This is a genomic window from Microbispora bryophytorum, from assembly GCF_006874465.1.
In the GTDB taxonomy this organism is placed as follows: domain Bacteria; phylum Actinomycetota; class Actinomycetes; order Streptosporangiales; family Streptosporangiaceae; genus Microbispora; species Microbispora bryophytorum.
Map to the genome: position 1 here is coordinate 645,313 of NZ_VIRL01000002.1, position 22,467 is coordinate 667,779.

21 protein-coding genes are annotated in these 22,467 nt (G+C 72.2%); 18 read left to right on the top strand and 3 right to left on the bottom strand.

All coding sequences use genetic code 11. From position 1 onward, the window contains the following. Position 1: 1 nt before the first annotated feature. From FLX07_RS07275 to FLX07_RS07315, 9 genes are all read left to right on the top strand, one after another. Entirely contained in the window at positions 2 to 1,150 is a 1,149-nt protein-coding gene (locus FLX07_RS07275) for a thiolase family protein (RefSeq protein ID WP_142568778.1), read from the top strand. Further along, positions 1,151 to 1,825 carry an energy-coupling factor ABC transporter ATP-binding protein gene (locus FLX07_RS07280; RefSeq protein WP_142568780.1) on the top strand — a complete coding sequence of 225 codons (675 nt, stop codon included), beginning with the start codon at positions 1,151 to 1,153 and terminating at the stop codon, positions 1,823 to 1,825. It begins immediately after the preceding gene. Beyond that, positions 1,822 to 2,427, top strand: a complete 606-nt coding sequence (locus FLX07_RS07285; RefSeq protein WP_142568782.1) for an energy-coupling factor transporter transmembrane component T family protein — start codon at positions 1,822 to 1,824, stop codon at positions 2,425 to 2,427. The genes FLX07_RS07280 and FLX07_RS07285 overlap by 4 nt, the downstream gene beginning before the upstream one ends. A gap of 265 nt (positions 2,428 to 2,692) precedes the next feature. Then, positions 2,693 to 4,804 carry an excinuclease ABC subunit UvrB gene (gene uvrB, locus FLX07_RS07290; RefSeq protein ID WP_142568784.1) on the top strand — a complete coding sequence of 704 codons (2,112 nt, stop codon included), beginning with the start codon at positions 2,693 to 2,695 and terminating at the stop codon, positions 4,802 to 4,804. A 285-nt stretch (positions 4,805 to 5,089) separates the two neighbouring features. Continuing rightward, positions 5,090 to 5,674, top strand: coding sequence for a hypothetical protein (locus FLX07_RS07295; protein ID WP_142568786.1), 585 nt, complete (start codon positions 5,090 to 5,092; stop codon positions 5,672 to 5,674). Positions 5,675 to 5,799: 125 nt separating this feature from the next. Then, the gene (locus tag FLX07_RS07300) at positions 5,800 to 6,282 is read left to right on the top strand and encodes an RrF2 family transcriptional regulator (protein ID WP_142568788.1); all 483 of its coding nucleotides are present in this window, start codon (positions 5,800 to 5,802) and stop codon (positions 6,280 to 6,282) included. Positions 6,283 to 6,388: 106 nt separating this feature from the next. Beyond that, positions 6,389 to 7,636, top strand: coding sequence for a sensor histidine kinase (locus FLX07_RS07305; RefSeq protein WP_229689650.1), 1,248 nt, complete (start codon positions 6,389 to 6,391; stop codon positions 7,634 to 7,636). A 106-nt stretch (positions 7,637 to 7,742) separates the two neighbouring features. Further along, complete coding sequence (locus tag FLX07_RS07310) at positions 7,743 to 7,937, top strand: hypothetical protein (protein WP_142568791.1); 195 nt, start codon at positions 7,743 to 7,745, stop codon at positions 7,935 to 7,937. A 341-nt stretch (positions 7,938 to 8,278) separates the two neighbouring features. After that, entirely contained in the window at positions 8,279 to 8,884 is a 606-nt protein-coding gene (locus FLX07_RS07315) for a DUF4126 domain-containing protein (RefSeq protein ID WP_142568793.1), read from the top strand. Between the two features lie 66 nt (positions 8,885 to 8,950). Here the strand turns inward: FLX07_RS07315 and FLX07_RS07320 are convergent, their stop codons facing one another. Beyond that, positions 8,951 to 9,664: an acyltransferase gene (locus FLX07_RS07320; protein WP_142568796.1), complete on the bottom strand. Its 714-nt coding sequence runs from the start codon at positions 9,662 to 9,664 to the stop codon at positions 8,951 to 8,953. 156 nt (positions 9,665 to 9,820) lie between these two features. Here FLX07_RS07320 and FLX07_RS07325 point away from each other — a divergent pair, with 156 nt between their 5' ends. The 9 genes from FLX07_RS07325 (at position 9,821) to FLX07_RS07365 (ending at position 19,684) form a co-directional block, all read left to right on the top strand. Beyond that, positions 9,821 to 11,491, top strand: coding sequence for a CTP synthase (locus FLX07_RS07325; protein WP_142568798.1), 1,671 nt, complete (start codon positions 9,821 to 9,823; stop codon positions 11,489 to 11,491). A gap of 14 nt (positions 11,492 to 11,505) precedes the next feature. Continuing rightward, positions 11,506 to 12,117 carry an NUDIX domain-containing protein gene (locus tag FLX07_RS07330; RefSeq protein WP_229689651.1) on the top strand — a complete coding sequence of 204 codons (612 nt, stop codon included), beginning with the start codon at positions 11,506 to 11,508 and terminating at the stop codon, positions 12,115 to 12,117. Positions 12,118 to 12,152: 35 nt separating this feature from the next. Continuing rightward, complete coding sequence (locus FLX07_RS07335) at positions 12,153 to 13,163, top strand: site-specific tyrosine recombinase XerD (protein WP_229689652.1); 1,011 nt, start codon at positions 12,153 to 12,155, stop codon at positions 13,161 to 13,163. A 143-nt stretch (positions 13,164 to 13,306) separates the two neighbouring features. Beyond that, positions 13,307 to 14,149 (top strand): ParA family protein, encoded by an 843-nt coding sequence (locus FLX07_RS07340; protein WP_373292520.1) that lies wholly within the window; start codon positions 13,307 to 13,309, stop codon positions 14,147 to 14,149. 46 nt (positions 14,150 to 14,195) lie between these two features. After that, the gene (locus FLX07_RS07345; protein WP_142568804.1) at positions 14,196 to 15,071 is read left to right on the top strand and encodes a segregation and condensation protein A; all 876 of its coding nucleotides are present in this window, start codon (positions 14,196 to 14,198) and stop codon (positions 15,069 to 15,071) included. 97 nt (positions 15,072 to 15,168) lie between these two features. Continuing rightward, entirely contained in the window at positions 15,169 to 15,879 is a 711-nt protein-coding gene (scpB, locus tag FLX07_RS07350; RefSeq protein WP_142568806.1) for an SMC-Scp complex subunit ScpB, read from the top strand. A 1,052-nt stretch (positions 15,880 to 16,931) separates the two neighbouring features. After that, entirely contained in the window at positions 16,932 to 17,873 is a 942-nt protein-coding gene (locus FLX07_RS37530; protein ID WP_229689654.1) for a pseudouridine synthase, read from the top strand. A 114-nt stretch (positions 17,874 to 17,987) separates the two neighbouring features. Continuing rightward, on the top strand, positions 17,988 to 18,347 hold the full coding sequence (aroH, locus tag FLX07_RS07360; RefSeq protein ID WP_142568810.1) for a chorismate mutase: 360 nt from the start codon (positions 17,988 to 17,990) through the stop codon (positions 18,345 to 18,347). A 242-nt stretch (positions 18,348 to 18,589) separates the two neighbouring features. Next, positions 18,590 to 19,684: a prephenate dehydrogenase gene (locus tag FLX07_RS07365; protein ID WP_142568812.1), complete on the top strand. Its 1,095-nt coding sequence runs from the start codon at positions 18,590 to 18,592 to the stop codon at positions 19,682 to 19,684. Here FLX07_RS07365 and FLX07_RS07370 read toward each other — a convergent pair. Beyond that, the gene (locus FLX07_RS07370; protein ID WP_142568814.1) at positions 19,641 to 21,179 is read right to left on the bottom strand and encodes an MFS transporter; all 1,539 of its coding nucleotides are present in this window, start codon (positions 21,177 to 21,179) and stop codon (positions 19,641 to 19,643) included. The two genes, FLX07_RS07365 and FLX07_RS07370, sit on opposite strands and share 44 nt — an antisense overlap. After that, positions 21,176 to 22,387, bottom strand: coding sequence for a MerR family transcriptional regulator (locus FLX07_RS07375; RefSeq protein WP_229689655.1), 1,212 nt, complete (start codon positions 22,385 to 22,387; stop codon positions 21,176 to 21,178). Before FLX07_RS07375 ends, FLX07_RS07370 begins: the two co-directional genes overlap by 4 nt. Between the last annotated feature and the right edge of the window lie 80 nt (positions 22,388 to 22,467).

Sequence of the window (22,467 nt, forward strand, 5' to 3'; positions counted from 1 at the left end):
CATGGATGAGCACGCCGTCGTCGTGGCGGCCCGCCGCACCCCCATCGGCACCGCCGGCCACGCGTTCCGGAGCCTGACGCCCGACCGGCTCGCCGCGCCCGTCATCGAGGCGGTCGCCCGCGACGTGGCGCCTCTCGGCGTTCCGGTGGACGACGTGGTGCTGGGCAACTGCACGGGACCCGGGGGCAACCTCGCCCGGGTCTGCGCGCTGGCCGCCGGGATGGGGCACGAGGTGCCCGGCGTCACCGTCGACCGGCAGTGCGGCAGCGGGCTCGCCGCGATCCTGCTGGCCGCCCAGGCGGTCCGCTGCGGAGAGGCGGACCTCGTCGTCGCCGGGGGTGTCGAGAGCGCGTCCACCGCGCCGCTGCGGGCGCACCGCCGGCGCGAGGGCGAGCCGGCCGTGCCGTACGAGCGGGCGCCGTTCGCCCCCGAGGGACACCCCGACCCGGACATGGGCCCGGCCGCCGAGGCGCTCGCCGCCGCGCGCGGCGTGACCAGGGAGCGCCAGGATGCGTACGCCTGCCGGAGCCACGCGCGGGCGCTGGCCGCCCGGGAGGCCGGCCGGTTCGCGCGCGAGATCGTCCCGATCGGCGGACGTGTGGACGACCAGCGCCCGCGCGTGCTGCGGCCGGCTTCGCTGGCCCGGCTGCCCGCCGCGTTCGTGCCGGGGGGTACGGTGACGGCCGGCAACTCCTCCCCGGTGAGCGACGGGGCCGCGGCCGTCGCGATCGTGCCCGAGCGGCTGCGCGCGGCGGCCGGCCTGCCCGGCCTGCGCCTGCTGGCGGGCGCCGTCGCCGGCTGTGACCCCGCGCTGCCCGGGTGGGGACCGGTGCCCGCCGTACGGCGCGTGCTGCGGCGGGCCGGAGCGGACCTGGAGAGGGTGGCGGCGGTGGAGATCGTGGAGGCGTTCGCGGCGCAGGTGCTCGCGGTCACCGACGCGCTCGGCCTCGATCCGCTCGGCGCGGACTCCGAGCGCGTGTGCGCCGACGGCGGCGCGCTCGCCCTCGGCCACCCCTGGGGCGCGAGCGGAGCGGTGGTGGTGACCCGGCTGTTCAGCCGCCTCGCCGGGGCGCCGCCGGGGACTCTGGGTTTGGCGGCGGTCGCGGTCGGCGGCGGTCTCGGGATCGCCGCCCTGTTCGAGGTGGTGTGAGTGATCCGGCTGGACGACGTTCATGTGCGGCTCGGGCAGCGCGAGGTGCTGCGCGGTGTCACGGCCTCGCTGACCGAGCGCCGCGTGGGCGTGGTGGGGGCCAACGGCTCGGGCAAGAGCACGCTCGCCCGCCTGATCAACGGGCTGGTCCTGCCGTCCTCGGGCACCGTGACGGTGTCCGGGCTCGACACCCGCCGGCACGCGGCCCGCATCAGGCGCGGCGTGGGGTTCCTGTTCACCGACCCGGACGCGCAGATCGTGATGCCCACGGTGGCCGAGGACGTGGCATTCTCGCTGCGCCGCAAGGGGCTGGCGCGCGACGAGGTCGAGCGCCGGGTGCGGGAGGTCCTGGAGAGGTACGGCCTGGCGGAGCACGCCGACCACCCCGCGCATCACCTGTCCGGCGGGCAGAAGCAGTTGCTCGCCCTCTGCTCGGTCCTGGTGCTCGAACCGGAGATCCTGATCATGGACGAGCCGACCACGCTGCTCGATCTGCGCCACTCCCGGCAGGTCGCCGCGCTGCTGCCGACTCTTTCGCAGCAGGTGGTCGTGGTGACCCACGACCTCCCGCTGCTGGAGGACTTCGACCGCGTGCTCGTGGTCGACGAGGGGCGGATCGTCGCCGACGCCGAGCCCGCCGCCGCGATCGGCCACTACAGGAAGATGATGGCGTGAGCGGGCTCACCGGCGCCTACGTGCCCGGCCGCTCGCTCCTGCACCGGCTGCCCGCGGGGGCCAAGCTCGCCGGGCTCGCCGTGTCCTGCACGGTGCTTCTGCTGCTGCGCTCGCCCGCGGCGCTGGCGGGCGCCGCGGCCGCCGTCATCCTGCTGTACGCCGTCTCCGGGGTCGGGCTCGCCGCGGCCTGGGCGCAGGTGCGGCCTGTCCGCTGGTTCGCCGTGGCCCTGTTCGGCGTGCAACTGGTGTTCGCGGACCTGCCCACGGCGGTGTCCTCGACGCTCCGGGTGGTGCTCGCCGTCGCCCTGGCCGGGCTGGTCACCCTCACAACGCGCACCGGCGCCCTCATGGCCTGCCTGGAGCGCTGCCTCGCGCCTGTCAGGTTCGCCGGCCTCGATCCGTTCCGCCTGTCGCTGCTGCTGTCCCTCACGCTGCGCAGCGTCCCGGTGATCGCGGATCTGGTCACCCGGGTGCGGGAGGCCCAGCGCGCCAGAGGGGTCGAGCGGAGCCCGCGCGCCTTCGCCGTGCCGCTGGTGGTGGGCGCCCTGCGGCACGCCGACGCGCTGGGCGAGGCGCTCGCCGCGCGCGGCCTCGACGACTGAACGGGCCTCGGCGACCGGCCGGGGGTGGTAGCGGCTCCGGGCGGCAGGGACTCTGGGCGGCAGCGGCTCGGAGCGGCGGCGATCGGCGGTCTGGATGCGAGCGTTGTCCGAAAGCGAGGGCTGTCCGGAAGCGAGGGGCGGTCCGGCATCGGGACCGGAATTGTCGGTGGCCGCGCATAGGTTATGCATGTGAACCGGAACGGGCGCGTGTCTCTGTGAGCCCGCCCGCGCCGGTGGACGGGGCAAGTGAGGAGCTGAACGGCCGATGACATCCATGATGGACCTGAAGCGGAAGGTCGCGCCCTTCCAGGTCGTCACCGACATGACGCCGTCCGGCGATCAGCCCACGGCGATCACGGAGCTGGAGCGCCGGGTCAGGGCCGGGGAGAAGGACTCCGTCCTGCTCGGCGCGACCGGCACGGGCAAGACCGCGACGGTGGCGTGGCTCATCGAGCGGGTGCAACGCCCGACACTGGTCATGCAGCCGAACAAGACGCTCGCCGCCCAGTTCGCCAACGAGCTGCGCGAGATGCTGCCCAACAACGCGGTCGAGTATTTCGTGTCCTACTACGACTACTACCAGCCCGAGGCGTACGTCCCGCAGAGCGACACCTACATCGAGAAGGACTCCTCGATCAACGAGGAGGTCGAGCGGCTGCGCCACTCGGCGACCTGGTCGCTGGTGTCGCGCCGTGACGTGGTGGTGGTCGCCTCCGTCTCCTGCATCTACGGCCTGGGCACGCCGCAGGAGTACGTCGACCGGATGGTCGGGCTCAAGGTCGGCCAGCAGATCGAGCGCGACCAGTTGCTGCGGCGGTTGGTCGACATGCAGTACACCCGCAACGACCTGGCCTTCACCCGGGGCACGTTCCGGGTGCGCGGCGACACGGTCGAGGTCATCCCGGTCTACCAGGAGCTGGCCGTCCGCATCGAGATGTTCGGCGACGAGATCGAGAAACTGGCCACGCTGCACCCGCTGACCGGCGAGGTCATCGCCGAGGACGACGAGCTGCACATCTTCCCCGCCTCCCACTACGTGGCCGGTCCCGAGCGGATGGAGCGGGCGATCGCCGGCATCGAGGCGGAGCTCGCGGAGCGGCTCGCGGACCTGGAGCGGCAGGGCAAGCTGCTCGAGGCCCAGCGGCTGCGCATGCGCACCACCTACGACATCGAGATGATGCGCCAGGTCGGCACCTGCGCCGGGATCGAGAACTACTCGCGGCACATCGACGGCCGCGAGGCGGGCACCGCGCCGCACACGCTGCTCGACTTCTTCCCCGACGACTTCCTGCTCGTGCTGGACGAGTCGCACCAGACCGTCCCCCAGATCGGCGCGATGTACGAGGGTGACGCCTCGCGCAAGCGGACGCTGGTCGACCACGGGTTCCGCCTGCCGTCGGCGATGGACAACCGCCCGCTCAAGTGGGAGGAGTTCCTGGGGCGCATCGGCCAGACCGTCTACCTGTCCGCCACGCCGGGTCCGTACGAGCTGGGCCGCAGCAAGGGCGAGGTGGTGGAGCAGGTCATCCGTCCCACCGGCCTGGTGGACCCCGAGGTGATCATCAAGCCCACCAAGGGCCAGATCGACGACCTCATGGAGGAGATCCGGGCCCGGGCCGAGCGGGACGAGCGGGTCCTGGTCACCACGCTGACCAAGAAGATGTCCGAGGATCTCACCGACTACCTGCTCGACAACGGCATCCGGGTCCGCTACCTGCACAGCGAGGTCGACACGCTGCGCCGCATCGAGCTGCTGCGCGAGCTGCGCATGGGCGAGTTCGACGTGCTGGTCGGCATCAACCTGCTGCGTGAGGGCCTCGACCTGCCCGAGGTGTCGCTGGTGTCGATCCTCGACGCCGACAAGGAGGGCTTCCTGCGTTCGGAGACCTCGCTCATCCAGACGATCGGCCGCGCGGCCCGCAACGTGTCCGGTCAGGTTCACATGTACGCCGACAAGATCACGCCGAGCATGGAGCGGGCGATCGAGGAGACCAACCGGCGCCGGGCCAAACAGATCGCCTACAACGAGGCGCGCGGCATCGACCCGCAGCCGCTGCGCAAGAAGATCGCCGACATCCTGGACAGCCTGGTTCGTGAGGACGCCGACACCGCGCAACTTCTCGGCGGCGCCGGGCGCCAGCAGTCTCGCGGCAAGGCGCCGGTGCCGGGCCTCGCGTCCCGCGGGGCGGGCCAGCACGCGAAGGCGATCGCGGGGGAGATGCCACGGGCCCAGTTGGAGTCGCTGATCGAGTCGCTGACCGAGCAGATGCACACCGCCGCCGCCGACCTGCAGTTCGAGGTGGCGGCCCGGCTGCGTGACGAGATTAAGGAGCTCAAGCGGGAGGTGCGCGACATGCGCGAGGCCGGCGTGAAGTGACGGCGGCACCCGTGTCGCGCAATTTCGGCGAATTTTGGTGGAATTGTGCGCTGGAACTGCCGGTGAGTGACATGTGGATACCGGTTGGAGTTATGACGTACTCATCCCGCTGAGAATCCCGCCGACTGCGGGGAAATGAGCGTGGGTGCGGCTCCGGGCGCGGTTGACCTGGTCTTTCGCGGGGAAGGCATTCGTCGGCGCGTGGATTCACGTCCACGTGCCACGGGGGCGGTGTATTCGAGCGGATCCCGCCGGGCGAATCCGTCTGCGGCAATCGGGGAAATCATGCGTTCGACGACCGTCGCGTCCAACTCCGCCGCCGGCCTCGTGCTCGCCGCCGGGTCGGTGACCGTGCTTCTCGCCGGTTGCGGTGAGGTTCCGGCGCGGTCGTTCGCCGCAGTGCCGGTGAACCGGCCGGTCACGCTCGCCCCGGTCATGACCAGCTCGTCCGTGACGCCTGCGCCGCCGCCGGTGCCCAGCCCATCGGCGACGCCCAGCCCGTCGGCGACGCCCAGCCCGTCGGCGACGCCGAGCGACCTCGCCGGATGCCGGGACGGCGACTGCGAGGTGCGGGTGCGTGAAGGGGCCGGCATCCCGATCGACCCGAGACTGGGCGTGGACGAGATCACCGTGATGGGTCTGCGGGGAGACGCGGTCAGGCTCGCCTTCACCGGCACCTCGACGGTCGTCGACGGCGCGAACATCAACATCAGCCGCAGTTGCTACAACGACCGCTGCCGGGTGAGCGGAGCGGTGACGATCGGCACGAGCAGGCCGGGCCGCGTCGGCGACGTCGGCCTGCGGCTCGCACAGGTCGCGGGTGATACCGCCGTGCTGGTGCTCGAGCCCGCTACCCGGCAAGGCGACTGAACCGCGCTCCGGCCCGCGCTCCGGCCCGCGCTCCGGTCCGCGCTCCGGTCCGCGCACGGTGGCAGCACCCCTTCTGACCAGGCACGATGGTTCCCGATTTCAACCTGGATGTGTAGTATCCAGTTATGCGGATGAGTGAAGGCGTCGAGTGGGCGATGCACTGTTGCCTGACGTTGGCATGGCTCGGCAACGAGGTGCCGGTCTCGACGGCGAAACTCGCCGCTGGGTTCGAACTGCCGTCCGCGTACCTGAACAAGCAACTCCAGGCGCTGGCAAGGGCCGGGATCATGACATCCACTCCGGGAGCGAGGGGCGGGTTCCGGTTGGCCCGGCCACTGGAGGAGATCACGGTCATGGACGTCGTCATGGCGATCGAAGGACCTGGCGAGGCGTTCCAGTGCACGGAGATCCGGCGGCGTGGGGCCGGCGTGGCGAGGCCGGAATCGCAGTTCCGCGCCCCGTGCGCGGTCTCGACCGCGATGCGCAAGGCCGAGCTGGCGTGGCGGCAGGCGCTGACCGCGCAGACGCTGGCCGACGTGCAGGCCGCGGCGAACCGCCGTGCGCCCCAGGCGGGCGAAGTGATCCGTCGCTGGTACGAGCAGAACTGATCGTCATGAGGTAGAGCTGTTCGCCGACATCGGGGAGGGGAAGCCGGAGGTGAATCCGCAGTCCATACAAACGCGCTCCACGATCGCGACGGCAGGGCTCTTATTGGTGGCTCTGATCGTGGGAGGCGTCGCCCTCGACCTGGCGATCCGCTACAGAATCCAGAACCAAGTCTTCTTCGCGGCCGAGCAGGCCGCCGCACGATGGAGCGCGGCGGCGCGCAACGGCGCCGTGCCCCGTCCGATCCCCACCCTCACCGACATCCCCCTCGTCCAGTTCGTGGATGCCCGCGGCAGGGTCGTCAACTCCAGCCTGCAGGCCGCGGGCATGCCGCCGCTCAGCACGCTGCGGCCGCCGGCCGACGATCGCCTCCAAAAGCGCACCGAGTGCTCCGGGCGGGGCCGGTGCGTCATGCTCATGGCCAATCGGGTCTCTCCCGCGGTGGACTCGCCGGTCGTCTACGCCGGAACGGCGCAGCCGTCCCTTCTGGCCACGCACAATCTGGAGTACGTCATCTCCGCGGGTGGCATCTTGATCTTGGTTTCGGTGGCCTGGGTGACGTGGTGGGCGGTGGGCCGGACCCTTCGCCCGGTGGAGCGGGAGCGCCAGTTCGCCTCCACCACCTCTCATGAGCTCAGGACGCCGATCGCCGGCCTGCGGGCACGACTGGAGGAGGCTCTCCTCTATCCCGACGACGTCGACCCGCGCGACACCATCCAGGGAGCCCTGCGGGCCACCGACCGGCTCGAAGAGATCGTCGACGACCTGCTGCTGCTGACCCGGCTGCGCGGGCCCGATGCGGCCTCGCCGGAGCTTATAGAGCTCGGCGCGCTGGTGACGGGGGAGGTGGCCACCCTGGGCCCCGGGGTGCCGGTGCGCGTACGGGCGGGGCGCGACGTGCGCGTCCACGGCTCCCGGATCCAGTTGGCCCGACTGGTCGGCAACCTTTTGAGCAACGCGCGGCGGCATGCGGTCAGCGCCGTCACGGTATCGGTCGACTCCGTGGGCGGCCAGGCTCTCGTCGCGGTCACCGACGACGGGGCGGGCGTTCCCCCGGAGGACCGCGAGCGTGTCTTCGAGCGCTTCGTCCGCCTGGACGAGGCACGTCGCCGGGATTCCGGCGGCAGCGGACTCGGCCTTGCCATCTCCCGCGACATCGCCCGCGCCCACAAGGGCACCCTGCGCATCGAGGACTCGCCGGTAGGCGCCCGGTTCGTGCTGATGTTGCCGCTGGTGGGAACGGCGGGAGCCGCAGGAAAGTGGACCTTCGCGCCCGGGGAAACGGCGGTCAGGGCCAGGAGGAACATCTGGCCCGCGCGCCGACCGCCAGGCTATGAGTGCTACCGCGTCGGGTAACGCCTGGGAGTGAAGTCCCGGCAGGTCGGCGCCGGAAAGGCCGTCCCCGGCGAAGGATCCGTCCGATGCGGCGAGCGCGCGGGAGCGTCCACGCGGAAAGGTGGCCATGCGACCTGCGGTGGGGGAGCCGCTGCGGCGGTGCCCGTCCTGTGGCGGCTGGGAGTGCGGCGGTGCCCCCGATTGCCCGCGGTGTGCGGAGCTGGTCGACGCCATCGTGGAAGAGGGCGCGCTGGCGAAGCGCGGTGCCCGCGCCGAGGACCTCGCCGTGGCGATCGACGGACTCGCCTCCGCGACTGGCTGACGGCGCCTCCGGACATCGACCGGACGGCTCGGCAGACCGGCCGCATCGAACCACCTCATCGCCTCACCCCCGCATCGCATCCGCCGCACCGAGCCCTGGCACCGCCGCATCGCCGCATGGCAGCCGCCGGGCCGAGGCGTGGCACCGTCGCACCAGTCGCCGGGCCGAGCCGCACCGCAGCCGCCGCAGCGCAGATCGAGCCGTCGGCCCGGTGGTCGCCGCGCCCGGCGCACGCCCATGGGAGTCGCAAGCCCGATTCCCGGGAGTAACCGGGGACACGGCGCCGGGGCCGTCCGTTGACGGAAAGGCGGGATCGTCCCGCCGGCCGGAGGAGGTTGCTCATGTTCGCGGCGCTCACCGGGCTCGGACTGTCGACCGCGGCCGGGCTCAACGCGTACATCCCGTTGCTGCTCGTCGGCGTGCTCGCGCGGATCACCGATGCCGTGCGGCTGCCGGCCGAGTTCGCCTGGCTGTCCGACACCTGGGTCCTCGCGATCGTCGCCGTGCTGCTGGTCGCCGAGTTCGTCCTCGACAAGGTGCCCGTGGTCGACCACGTCAACGACATGATCCAGACAGCGGTGCGGCCCGCTTCGGGCGGTGTGGTCTTCAGCGCGACGGCGGCCGCGGCGAAGGTCGACAACTCGGCGTGGATGGCCGAGCACCCGGCGGTCGGCTGGCTGCTGGGGATCGCCGTCGCCCTGGCCGTGCACGTGATCAAGGCCACAACGCGACCGGTGGTGAACGCCACCACGGCGGGCGTGGGCGCACCGGTCATCAGCACGGTCGAGGACGTGGGCTCGCTCGGCATGAGTCTGATCGCGATCTTCCTGCCGGTCCTGGTGGTGGTGGCGCTGGCCGTGCTGGCCTTCGTGGCCTGGCGGCTCATCCGCAGGGTGCGGCGCTACCGGGCGGCCCGCCGGGCCCGAGTCGCCGCGCCGCCCGGCTGACGACAGGGACGTCCGGTTCCGGCCGCTGCCGCAGGCCCAGAGGCGGCTGCAAGTGCCGGCGTTCGGTCAGGCCGTACGTGACTCGTGCTCGGGGCGAGGGTGGGGGTGCGGGCGGGGGCCGGTGTCGGCGGGAAAGGGTGAGGTGAGGCGTGCGGCCGAGGGGCTGTGCCAGCCGAGGTCGGGGGAGTGCCGGCGGACGACCTTGGCGGGGACCCCGGCGATCACCGAGTGGTCGGGGAACTCGCCGCGCACCACGGCGCCGCCGGCGACCACCGACTGGCGGCCGATCCGCGTCCCCGGCAGGATGATCGCCCCCGTTCCGATCCAGGATCCCGAGCCGATGGAGACCGGCTTGTTGCGCGGCCACTGCCGCCCGACGGGCGTCTCGGGGTCGTCGTACACGTGGTTCTGGTCGGTGATGTAGACGTAGGGGCCGGTGAAGACGTCGTCGCCGATGTCGATCGACTGGTGGCCGACGATGTGGCTGCCCCTGCCGATTGAGCAGCCCCTGCCGATCCGCACGATCGAGTCGGGCCCGAGGTCGACTCCGGGGCCCATGCCGGCGGAGATCGACACCCGCTCCCCGACGAGGGTGTGCGGGCCGATCTCGATCCACTGCTCGCCGAAGATGGCGCCCTGGGGGAAGGACAGGCACACTCCCTCGCCCATGCGGCGGAACCGGTAGCCGCCCGGGGCGGCAGGGCTGATCGCCGCGGCCTCCCGCACGTAGGCCCACCCTCGGTGGACCAGACGGCCGACGGCGCGCTTCACGAACGACATAGCGCGACAAGTTACCGTTAGGTCGGCTTGTCCGTCATGTGGGGTTAGTGCACGTGGCAAGCCCAATGTTGCCCAGCGTTTGATATTCTGAGAGCCCGTGGGCATCGCGGCGTCCAATCCGGACGGCCGGATCGACAACGACCACGGGAGTTCTTCTTGCGCAGCGCCGCACAAACCAAGCATCTGTTCGTCACCGGCGGCGTCGCCTCCAGTCTCGGCAAGGGACTCACGGCCTCCAGCCTCGGTCGTCTCCTCAAGCTTCGCGGCCTCCGCGTCACCATGCAGAAGCTCGATCCCTACCTGAACGTCGACCCCGGCACGATGAACCCCTTCCAGCACGGTGAGGTGTTCGTCACCGACGACGGGGCCGAGACGGACCTCGACATCGGCCACTACGAGCGCTTCCTCGACACGGAGCTGCACGGCTCCGCCAACGTCACCACCGGCCAGGTCTACTCGAACGTGATCGCCAAGGAGCGGCGCGGCGAGTACCTGGGCGACACCGTCCAGGTCATCCCGCACATCACCAACGAGATCAAGGACCGCATCCGCGGCATGGCGGGCACGGACGTCGACGTGGTCATCACCGAGGTCGGCGGCACGGTCGGCGACATCGAGTCGCTGCCGTTCCTGGAGGCCGTCCGGCAGGTGCGCCACGAGGTCGGCCGCGACAACGTCTTCTTCCTGCACGTCTCCCTGCTGCCGTACATCGGCCCGAGCGGGGAGCTGAAGACCAAGCCCACGCAGCACTCGGTCGCCGCGCTGCGCAGCATCGGCATCCAGCCCGACGCGATCGTCTGCCGCTCGGACCGCCCCATCACCACCTCGCTCAAGCGCAAGATCAGCCTCATGTGCGACGTGGACGAGGACGCCGTGGTCTCCGCGGTCGACGCGGCCTCGATCTACGACATCCCGAAGGTCCTGCACGCCGAGGGTCTCGACGCGTACGTGGTGCGCCGGCTCGGCCTGCCGTTCCGCGACGTGGAGTGGACCGAGTGGGACCAGCTCCTGCGCCGGGTCCACCGGCCCGCCAAGGAGGTCACGATCGCGCTGGTCGGCAAGTACATCGACCTGCCCGACGCGTACCTGTCGGTCACCGAGGCGCTGCGCGCGGGCGGCTTCGCCAACGACGCGCGCGTCAACATCCGCTGGGTCAAGAGCGACGACTGTGAGACTCCCGAGGGCGCGGCCCGCGAGCTGGACGGCGTCGACGGCGTGCTGATCCCCGGCGGCTTCGGGGTGCGCGGCATCGAGGGCAAGGTCGGCGCCGTACGCCACGCCCGCGAGCAGCGCGTCCCCCTGCTCGGGATCTGCCTCGGCATGCAGTGCATGGTCATCGACGCGGCTCGCCATCTGGCCGGGATCGAGGACGCGGGCAGCACCGAGTTCGACTCCGAGACCATCAATCCGGTCATCTCGACCATGGCCGACCAGAAGGACGTCGTCGCCGGTGAGCGCGACATGGGCGGCACCATGCGGCTCGGCCTCTACCCGGCCAAGCTCGTGGAGGGCTCGCTGGCCCGTCGCATGTACGGCAAGGCCAAGGTGGAGGAGCGCCACCGGCACCGCTACGAGGTGAACAACTCCTACCGGGACCGGCTGGAGAAGGTCGGCATGGTGTTCTCCGGCCTGTCGCCCGACGGCCGCCTCGTCGAGTACGCCGAGCTGGCCACCGACCAGCACCCGTTCTTCATCGGCACGCAGGCCCATCCGGAGTTCCGCTCCCGCCCGACCCGGTCGCACCCCCTGTTCAAGGGACTGGTCCAGGCCGCGCTGGAGTACGCGGGCCGGCGGGAGAACGTGGCGAAGGCGGGCCGGGCCAAGTGACGGCGGAGAACACGGTGAAGATCGAAGACACCGAAGAGTCCTGGAACGTCGTCGCCTCCGCCGAGCACTTCTCCGGGCGGGTCATCACGGTGCGCACCGACACGGTGGAGATGCCCGGCGGGGTGACCGCCGACCGCGACTACGTCGTCCACCCCGGCGCGGTCGCGGTGCTCGCCCTCGACGACGAGGACCGCGTGCTGCTGATCCGCCAGTATCGGCATCCGGCGCGGCGCCTGCTGTGGGAGCTGCCGGCCGGTATCCGCGACGTGCCGGGCGAGCCGCTGGTGGAGTGCGCGGCGCGCGAGCTCGCCGAGGAGGCCGCCTACCGGGCGCGTACGTGGCACACGCTGGTCGACCTGCGCACCTCCCCCGGCATGTCGGACGAGCGGATCCGGGTCTTCCTGGCCCGCGACGTGGAGGCGATCCCCGATGAGGAGAACACCTACGTGCGCCACCACGAAGAGACCGACATGCCGGTGGTCTGGATTCCCCTGGGCGCGGCGGTCGACAAGGTGCTGAGCGGGATGATCCACAATTCTCCTGCCGTCGCCGGTATCCTCGCCGCATACACTGCTTCCGCCGACGGATTCAAGGGCCTTCGTCCCGCCGACGCCCCGGAGGCATGAGTCCGTAGGGAGACGTCCTGAGCGAGCCCGAGGCGGTGCTGTCCAGCTACCTCGCCCATCTGGCGGTGGAGCGGGGGCTGTCTGCCAACACGCTCGCCTCCTACCGGCGCGACCTGCGCCGATACGTCGAACATCTCCGGGCGCGCGGGCTCGAGACGTTCGCGCAGGTCGCCGAGTCGGACGTGGTCGCCTTCCTCGCCGCGCTGCGGGAGGGCGACGAGGACCACCCGGCGCTGGTCGCCAGCTCGGCCGCCCGCGCCGTGTCGGCCGTACGCGGGCTGCACCGCTTCGCCCTGCGTGAGGGGGTGGCGGGGCACGACCCCGCGCACGAGGTGCGCCCGCCGCGCCAGCTCCGGCGGCTCCCCAAGGCGATCACCGTCGCGGAGGTCGAGCGGCTCATCGCCGCCTGCGGCCCGGAGGACTCGCCGCTCGCCCTGCGCAACCGCGCGCTGCTGGAGGTCCTGTACGGCACGGGCGCCCGGATCTCCGAGGCCGTGGGGCTGGCGGTCGACGACGTGCCCACCGGGCCGGCTCACGACGAAGACGACGCCCGCGACTGGACCCATGCCCACAACGGGACCCATGCCCACAACGGGGACCGGGACCAGGACGGGGACCGGGACCAGGACGGAGACCACGACCAGGTGTGGCTGCACGGCAAGGGTGGGCGGACCAGGATCGTGCCGCTCGGCCGCTTCGCCCGCCAAGCGCTCGACGCGTACCTGGTCAGGGCCAGGCCCCTGCTGGCCGCGCACGGCAGGGGGACACCCGCGCTGTTCCTCAACGCGCGGGGCGGGCGGCTCACGCGGCAGGGCGCCTGGGAGGTGCTGCAGGCGGCGGCGGAACGAGCCGGACTTTCCGGGGTATCGCCGCACATGTTGCGCCATTCGTTCGCAACCCACCTCCTGGACGGGGGCGCCGACGTTAGGGTTGTCCAGGAGTTGCTCGGCCACGCCTCCGTGACCACCACGCAGGTGTACACCCTGGTGACGGTCGACAAGCTCCGGGAGGTCTACGCGGCGGCGCATCCCCGCGCGCTGCATTAGAAGGCCCATCTCGCGGGCCTTTGGCGCGCCGCCTTGCCCACCACGTGCCTACCCTTTAGATTCGATCAGGTTCGAGGGCCGTCAGGGAGGACCAACAGGTGACTGCGACCACAGAGGGGACGTGGGTGGGAGCTCCCAGCACGATAGGGCCTACCGGTCGTCCCCGCCCGGTGTTCCCCGATCCGACCCCGCCGGAGTCACACGGCCCCGCGCGCATCGTCGCGATGGTGAACCAGAAGGGCGGCGTCGGCAAGACGACGACCACGATCAATCTGGGGGCCGCGCTCGCCGAGGTCGGCCAGCGGGTCCTGCTCGTGGACTTCGACCCGCAGGGCGCGCTGTCGGTCGGTCTCGGCATAGACCCCCGGCCGCTGGAGTCGACGGTCTACGAACTGCTCATGGAGGAGCCCGACGTCACGGTCGAGGACGTGCTGCTCGACACCACCGTCGAGGGCATGGAACTCCTGCCGAGCAACATCTTCCTGTCCGGCGCGGAGATCCGGCTCGTCAACGAGGTGGCGCGTGAGTACGCGCTGCAACGGGTGCTGGAGCCTCTCCTGCCGCACTACGACATCTGCCTGATCGACTGCCAGCCCTCGCTCGGCCTGCTGACGGTCAACGCGCTGACCTGCGCGCACAGCGTGATCATCCCGCTGGAGTGCGAGTTCTTCGCGCTGCGCGGCGTCGCGCTGCTCATGGAGTCGATCGGCAAGGTCCAGGAGCGGCTCAACAAGAGCCTGGAGATCGACGGCCTGCTCGCCACGATGTACGACCCCCGCACACTGCACGCCCGCGAGGTGCTGCAGACGATCATGCAGGGCTTCGGCGACAAGGTGTTCCACACGGTCATCAACCGGACGGTGCGCTTCCCCGACGCCACCCTGGCGGGGGAGCCGATCACGCAGTTCGACCCCGGCTCGATGGGCGCCACCGCCTACCGTGAGCTGGCCCGTGAGCTGCTGGCCAGGTGGCCCGCCCGCGTCTGACGGTGATGTCGGCACAGGTGCCGCGCGATCGGGCCGGTAGGCGACAATGGCAGGCGTGACGACCGGCCCGGACACCGACCGGGGGAGCGAGGAGAGCGCCCCGAGCGGCTTCCAGGTGCACCTGGACGTCTTCGAAGGGCCGTTCGACCTGCTGCTCGGGCTGATCTCCAAGCACAAGCTGGACATCACCGAGGTGTCCCTGCACAAGGTCACCGACGAGTTCATCGCGTACATCCGGTCGCGGGGCCCGGAGTGGGACCTCGACCAGACCAGCCACTTCCTGCTCGTCGCGGCGACTCTGCTCGACCTCAAGGCGGCCCGGTTGCTGCCCACCGGAGAGGTGGAGGACGAGGAGGACCTCGCCCTGCTGGAGGCCCGCGACCTGCTGTTCGCCCGGCTGCTGCAGTATCGGGCGTACAAGGAGGTCGCGAAGATCTTCTCCGGCCGGATGGCGGAGGAGGCGCTGCGCTTCCCGCGCGCCGTGCCGATGGAAAAGCGCTTCGCCGACCTGCTGCCGGAACTCGTGCTCGGCATCGGGCCCGAGCAACTCGCCAAGATCGCGGCACGGGCCTTCACTCCCAAGGCCCCGCCGTCGGTGTCGGTCTCGCACATCTACCAACCGCTGGCCAGCGTCAAGGAGCAAGCCGCTATTCTTGTGGAGCGGCTGAGGCGGCTGCACACGGCGACCTTCCGGGCGCTGACCGCCGACTGCACGGGGACCTTCGAGGTCGTCGCCCGCTTCCTGGCCGTCCTTGAGCTGTTCCGGGAGGCCGCGGTCTCCTTCGAGCAGCTCGAACCGCTGGGCGACCTCTACGTCACCTGGACGGGAACCGCCGACGGCGACGTCACGGTGGGCGACGACTACGACGAGGGCCGGCGCGAGGAGCGGCCCGCCGAGGCGGCTGCCGCACGGGACGAGTGAGACGGGCCGCCGCGCCCGGTCACTTGAGGCCGCGCCGAGCCAGGACGCCGAACGAGTGGCGCGGCGGATACGTGAGCCGTACGACGAGCGAGGAGCGATGGAAGCGAGCGACACCCCCGGTTCCGGCGACGACCTCTCCGGCGACGGTCTCTCCGGCTCCGCCGGCGATGTGACGGGGCGCGACGGCGGCGCGGTCGCGTCATCCGGCCTCGGATCGCCGGATCCGGCCCCCGTCGCCCGGGAGCCCGAGGCGGAGCCGCCGGTCGAGGGGGCCACGCTCGCCGCGGCCCTCGAAGCGATCCTGATGGTGGTGGACGAGCCGGTCGCCGAGGTGACCCTGGCTCAGGTGCTCGAACGCCCGACGGCGGAGGTCGCCGCCGCGCTCCGCGCGCTGTCGGAGGAATACACGGCCGCCGGACGGGGTTTCGACCTGCGAGAGGTGGCCGGAGGCTGGCGCTTCTACACCAGGGCGGAATGCGCCGCTCTGGTGGAGAGGTTCATCAGGGACGGCCAGCAGGCGCGGCTGACACAGGCCGCGCTGGAGACCCTCGCCGTGGTCGCCTACCGGCAGCCGGTCAGCCGGGCCCGGGTGGCGGCGGTGCGCGGCGTGAGCAGCGACGGCGTCATGCGGACGCTGGTCGCACGAGGCCTCGTGGAAGAGGCCGGAACCGACCCGGAGAGCCAGGCAGTGCTCTACCGGACGACGAGTTACTTCCTGGAGAGACTGGGGCTGCGGAGTCTCGACGAGCTTCCCGAACTCGCCCCGTTCCTCCCGGACGACGTGGAAATTCTTGAGGAGCAGAAGTAGTGGACAACAGGCGTGGCACCCCGTCCGGTGAGGGACGCGGTCGGAGCCGGAGCACCGGTCAGCAGGGCGCGAGCCAGAGTGGATCCCGTGGCGGATCCGGCGGCTTCCGCCCCCAGGGCGACCGGCGCGGCGGTTCCCGCGTCCCTGGTTCCCGGCCCGGGTACGGTTTCGACTCCAGGTCCGGCTCAAGGTCCGATTCCCGGCCCGACTCCCGGTCCGACAGGCCGGACTCCAGGCGGTTCCGCGACGAGGAGGCCCCGCGCGGCGACCGGTACGGCGACCGCCGTTCCGGCGACGGCCGCGACGACCGCTCCCGCGGCCGTCAGGGTGACACCGGTCGTTACGGTGACACGGGCCGCCGCGACGCGCGTTCCGGCGGCGAGCGGTATCGCGACAACGACCGGGCCCCCTTCCGCGCCGAGCGGAGCGGTTCTCGCGGCACGTACGGCAGGCCCGAGGGCGGCCGTTCCGGCGACCGCGACGGTGGTCGTGGTTTCGATCGCGGGCCTGGCCGCGACGGCGGTCGTGGTTTCGACCGTGGGCCTGCCCGTGACGGTGGTCGTGGTTTCGATCGTGGGCCTGCCCGTGATGGTGGTCGTGGTTTCGACCGTGGGCCTGCCCGTGATGGTGGTCGTGGTTTCGATCGCGGCTTTGACGGCGATCGCGGTTCCGGCCGGGAGCGCGGCGCCCGGGACGCCTTCTCTGGCGACCGTGCCGACCGTCCCTCGTTCCGTGCGGACGGGGCCGGTTCGCGCGGCCGGTACGGCAGGCCGGAGGGCGGCCGGGATCGGCCGCGCGACCGCGACGGCGGTTACGAGACGACGCGTGAGACGAAGCGGGCACCCTTCCGCGACGAGGACCGCGACGGCCGGAGCCCGCGCGGCGACCGTGAGGTACGGAGCGACCGCGGCGACCGTGGGGCATGGAGCGGGCGTGGCGACCGTGAGAGCGGTGGCAGGCGCGGCGACGGTGAGACTCGAAGCGCGCGGCCCGGGCGCGGCGACTTCCGCGCGGCGCGCGGCGGCGGCAGGGGCCGTGCGAGCCGTGACGAGGTGCAGACGATCGGCCGCCTGGGCGGTGAGCGCGGCCGGTCCGGCGGTGCCGGAGCGAGCGGAGGCTCGCGCGGCGCGGTACGGCCCGCGGGAGGTTCCAAGCGTCCTGGCGCGAGCGGCTCGGCGGGCAACCCGTTCAAGACGTCCCGGCAGCCGCTGCGCGACCCGGACTTCTACGACGAGAACTACACCGACGAGCGCGACACGACCGAGGTGCCGGGCGGTGACCGGCTGCAGAAGGTGCTCGCCCAGGCCGGAGTGGCCAGCCGGCGGGCGTGCGAGGAGATGATCGGCGACGGCCGGGTGTCGGTGGACGGGCAGACGGTGCGCCGCTTCGGCGCGCGTGTCGATCCGGCCAAGCAAATCATCCGCGTCGACGGCAAGCGCATCCCCACGTCCTCGGAGACCGTCTACTACGCGCTCAACAAGCCGATCGGTGTGGTGAGCACGATGGACGACCCCGACGGCCGGCCGTGCCTGAACGACTACGTGCAGGACCTCGCGCCCCGGCTGTTCCACGTGGGGCGTCTCGACACCGAGACCGAGGGCCTGCTGCTGCTGACCAACGACGGCGAGCTGGCTCACCGGCTGACCCACCCGAGCTACGGCGTGCAGAAGAAGTACTGGGCCAAGGTGCCCGGTCCCGTCGCGCGCGACCTGCACAAGGTGCTGCGCAAGGGCGTGGAGCTGGAGGACGGCCTCGCCAAGGTGGACGAGTTCCGGGTGGTGCAGGAGCACGGCCAGCAGGCGCTGGTCGAGGTCATCCTGCACGAGGGCCGCAAGCACATCGTCCGGCGGCTGATGGAGACGGTCGGGCACCGAGTGATCGACCTGGCCCGCATCGAGTTCGGTCCGGTCAAGCTCGGCCGGCTCAAGCCGGGAACCATCCGGACGCTCACCGTGCAGGAAATCGGTGACCTGTACGCGGCGGTCGGCCTGTAGCCTTTCCGCGCGACGGGCGAAAGCCGCAAGTCGGGCAGAATTGGCTGAAAGTCACGTAGATGGGTCGGGCTCGTCTCCGCAGGAGACGGCCCGTCCCAGCGAGAGGGGAACGTTATGGTGCGGGCGATTCGCGGAGCCATCCAGGTCGACGGCAACGATCGTGACGCGATCCTCGCCGGGGCGACCGAGCTGGTGACCGAGGTGATGGGGCGCAACAACCTCACGACCGACGACGTGATCAGTGTGATCTTCACGTGCACGCCCGACCTCACCGCAGAGTTCCCCGCGCTGGCCGCGCGCAAGCTCGGGTTCCACGACGTGCCCCTGCTGTGCGCGACCGAGATCGACGTGCCGGGCGCGCTTCCGCGCGTGGTGCGGCTGATGGCCCACGTGCAGACCGACCGTCCCCGGCAGGAGATCCAGCACGTGTATCTGCGCGGCGCCGTGGCGCTGCGCGTGGACATCGCCCAGTGAGTTGACCCAGAGGGGCCCGGACAGGCGCAGCGGACAGGCCCCGACAAGGCCCTGACGGACCCGACGGGCCTCGACCGGCTCTGATGGGGCCGTCCTTCGAGCATTCCCCGGCAGGCGTCGCCAGGCACGACCACACAGGCACGACCACACAGGGACGACCGCCCGGGGAACCATCATCATCCACCCACGAGACAGCCGTCGCGGGCAGCGCACCCGGGGACGGCGACGGCAGGAAGAACACGATGACTCCCATCGAGGACGCCGAGGTCGGCAGTGTGGTCGTTGTCGGGACGGGCCTCATCGGCACGTCGATCGCACTGGCGCTGCGGCTGCGGGACGTGCGGGTCTTCCTGGCCGACCGGGACGCGGGAGCCGTACGGCTCGCGCGTGAACTGGGCGCGGGGGAGGACTGGACCGGCGAGCACCGGGTGGATCTCGCGGTCGTCGCCGTGCCGCCCCAGTTCGTCGCGCAGCAACTGCTCGACCTGCAAAAGCGCGACAGCGCCCGCTTCTACACCGACGTGGCGAGTGTGAAGGCGCTCCCGCTGGCGCAGGCCGCGCAGCTCGGCTGCGACCTGACGGCGTACGTCGCGGGGCATCCGCTGGCGGGTCGTGAGCGGTCCGGCCCGGCGGCGGCCCGCGCCGACCTGTTTCTCGGCCGTCCGTGGGCGTACTGTCCGACGGACGAGGCGTCCCCGCGGGCGGTGGCCGCGGTGGAGCGGCTGATCTCGCTGTGCGGGGGCAACGCCGTGCGGGTGGACGCGGCCGAGCACGACCGCGCCGTCGCGGTCGTCTCGCACGCCCCGCATGTGACGGCCGCCGCGGTGGCGGCCCGGCTGGCGGAGGCGTCGGAGACGGCGCTCGGGCTGTCGGGGCAGGGTGTGCGCGACGTGACCCGCATCGCCGCCAGCGACCCCGCGCTGTGGGCCGGCATCCTTGAGGGCAACGCGCTACCCGTCGCCGAGGTGCTGGAGGCGCTTGTGGCCGACCTGAGCGCCGCCGCGCGCTCGCTTCGCGCGCTGGCGGGCGACGGCGCGGCCATGAGGCAGGTCACCGACCTCCTGTCGCGCGGCGTGCGGGGCACCGGCAGGATCCCCGGCAAGCACGGTGGTCCGGCGCGGACGTACGCGGTGGTCCAGGTGTTCATCGGCGACCGACCCGGCGAGCTGGCCCGGCTGGTCCAGGCCGCGGGCGAGACGGGCGTCAACATCGAGGACATCCGCCTGGAGCACGCCACCGGGCTGGAGCTCGGCGCGGCCGAGCTGTACGTCCGGCCGGAGGCGGCGGAAGCGCTCACCCACGGCCTGCGCGAGCGCGGCTGGCAGATGCCGGGCTGACCCGGTCTGCCGGCACCACCGGTGATGCCGGACCGGCCACCGGCCCCAGGACGGGGGCGGGGGCGGGGGCGGGGGCGCGGGTGAGAGCGGGGGCGGGAGCGGGGGCGATGTAGCGGCGCAGGTCGGGGATCGCCCAGGCGATCGCCGTCACGGTGACTACGGTGAGCAGCCCGCCCGCACAGATGACGATGCGCGGGCCGGACAACGCGCTGGCGGCGTCGTGCAGGGGGCCGGTGACGCCCTGTAGCGCGGCGCCGGCGGAACCGTGCAGCACATTCGCGATCTGCGGCCCTCCCACCAGCACGACGGTGAGCGCGCCCTGCACGCGCCCGCGTACGGCGTCACCGGTGTGCGCCTGAACGATCGTAGTGCGGAAGGTGCTCAGCACGAAGTTGACCGCGCCGCCGAGCATGAGCGCCGCCAGCGCGATCCACAGCTCGGGGGCCAGGCCGACGAGCACGACGGTGATGCCCCACGCGACGGCGGCGACCGCCACGAGGGCGCCGTGGCGCCGGGCGCGGGTGAACGCGCCCGACAGCAGCCCGGCCGCGAAGACTCCGGCGGGGTAGGCCGCGTAGAGCAGTCCCGTCTGGGTGCCGCCTCCCGCCGTGCCGCCGAAGACGTGACGGGCCAGCTCGGGAAAGAGCGCCGACGGCATGCCGAAGATCATGGCCGCGAGGTCCACGGCCAGCACCGCCACCAGCAGCCTGTCGGCCGCCAGGTATCGGAACCCGGCCAGCGTCCGGCGGGCCGCCGAGGTGCCCCGGCCGCCGCCCTCCGTGCCCACTGCGCTCTCCTCCGTGCCCGTGCCAGTGCCCGTGCCCGTGGTCGGAGGCGGCAGCGGCGGCAGCGGTGGCAACATGGCGACGGCCCCCACCACGGCGAGCAGCGCGACGGCGTCGAAGAGATACAGCGTGCCGAGCCCCACGACCGGGACCAGCACACCGGCGAGCATCGGCCCCAGGACCGACCCGCCGTAGCGGACCAGCGAGCTGAGGCTGTTGGCGGCCGGCAGCAACCCGGCCGGGACGAGGCGGGGCACGGTGGCCCCCGTCGTCGTCAGGACCGTCCCGTAGGTCAGTCCCTGGAAGGCCACCGCCACCAGCAGGACGGGGACGGAGCGGCCGCCCAGGACCGCCTGGAGCCACAGCGCCGCGTATGTCAGTGCCAGGCCGAGGTGGGCGGCCAGCAGCATCGTCCGCCGGTCCATCCTGTCGGCGAGGGCACCGCTCCACACCGCCGCGGCGACCAGCGCGGCGAACGACACCCCCGCGGCCGCTCCCACGGCCGCCGACGAGCCGGTGACCGTGAACAGTTGCGTCGGCACCGCGACCACGCTGAAGGATCCGCCCACCGCACAGATCACCGAGGCGGCCCACATCCGGCGGAACGCCGGGATGGCCAGCGGCCGGCAGTCGACGGTGAAGGCCCACGCGGAGGCCGGCCTGGAGGAACAGGCGGAAGAACGGGGCGGCCGCGCCGTCGTGGCGCTCATCGCGCGGACCCGCCCTCGCCGCCGGCCGGGGATCCCTCCTGCGCCGCCGGGTCGGCCACCGGGCCAGCCCCCGGCTCGGCGACCGGGTCAGCCGCCAGGTCGGCCGCCGGGCCGGCCGTGGTGCCGGCCACGACGTCGGCCACCACGTCGGCGACCACGCAGGCCACGTTGTCGGGGGCGCCGGCGGCGTACGCCCGGTCGATCAGTTCGTCGACGACCTGCCGCGGCCCGCCGGAACCTGCGAGCGTCTCGCGCAGCACGCTGACCGGCACGACACCCGGCAGGCCGTCCGTGCAGAGCAGGTAACGGTCGCCGGGGACGGCCTCGTGCACCGACAGGTCGGGCAGGGAGGATCCGGTGCCGGTCAGCGCGCGTACCAGAAGCGAGCGCCGGGGGTGGGACACGGCCTCCTCCGGGGTGAGCCGGCCCTCGTCGATCAACGACTGCACGTACGAGTGGTCGTGGGTGATCTGGAACAGTCCGCCGTCGCGGAACAGGTACGCCCGGCTGTCGCCGATGTGCACCAGCGCGAGCCGTGACCCGGACCACACCAGCGCGGTCAGCGTGGTGACCACCTGCCCCGCGGGTGTCGAGGCGGCGATGTCCCGGATCGCCCGCTCGGCGTCGGCGACGGCGTCGGTGAGCGCGCCGAGCAGGTCCTCGGGAAGCGTGGACAGGGGCCGCAGGCGCTTGAGCGCGTCGACGGCCGCCGCGGCGGCGCGGTCGCCGCCCGGCCCGCGCATCCCGTCGGCCACCGCCAGCAACCGCTCACCGGCGTACGCGACGTCCTCGTTGCTCGTCCGCACCGCCCCCGGCTCCGACCGGGCGGCGTAACGGATCCCCGGCATGGTCGTGGTGTCCTTCACGGCGCTGCCCCTTCCCGACAGGTGGTCGACGAGGAAGGCGGCGAGCCGGCCCCGGGCCTCGGTCTCGGCCGTGACGTGCCGCCAATAGTCGGCCACCTCCTCGGCCGCGTCCGGCACGGGCAGGTCGCACACCCGCCGGATTCGTGCCAACGGCATGCCGAGCCGCCGCAACCGGGCGATCAGGCGGGCCCGCTCCAGCTGGGCCGGGTCGTAGTAGCGGTATCCCGACTCGCCGTCCACCGCGGCCGGCCGCAGCAGCCCGACCTCGTCGTACAGCCGCAACGCCTTGGGCGACAGCCGGGCGGCCTGCGCGAACGTTCCGATGGTCAGCAGCTCCCGCACCACTCCTCCTCGTCCCGGCCGCCATGGCCGGTGCCGACGATGCTGGGGCTTCACCCAGGGGCAAGGTCAACACGCGGAGG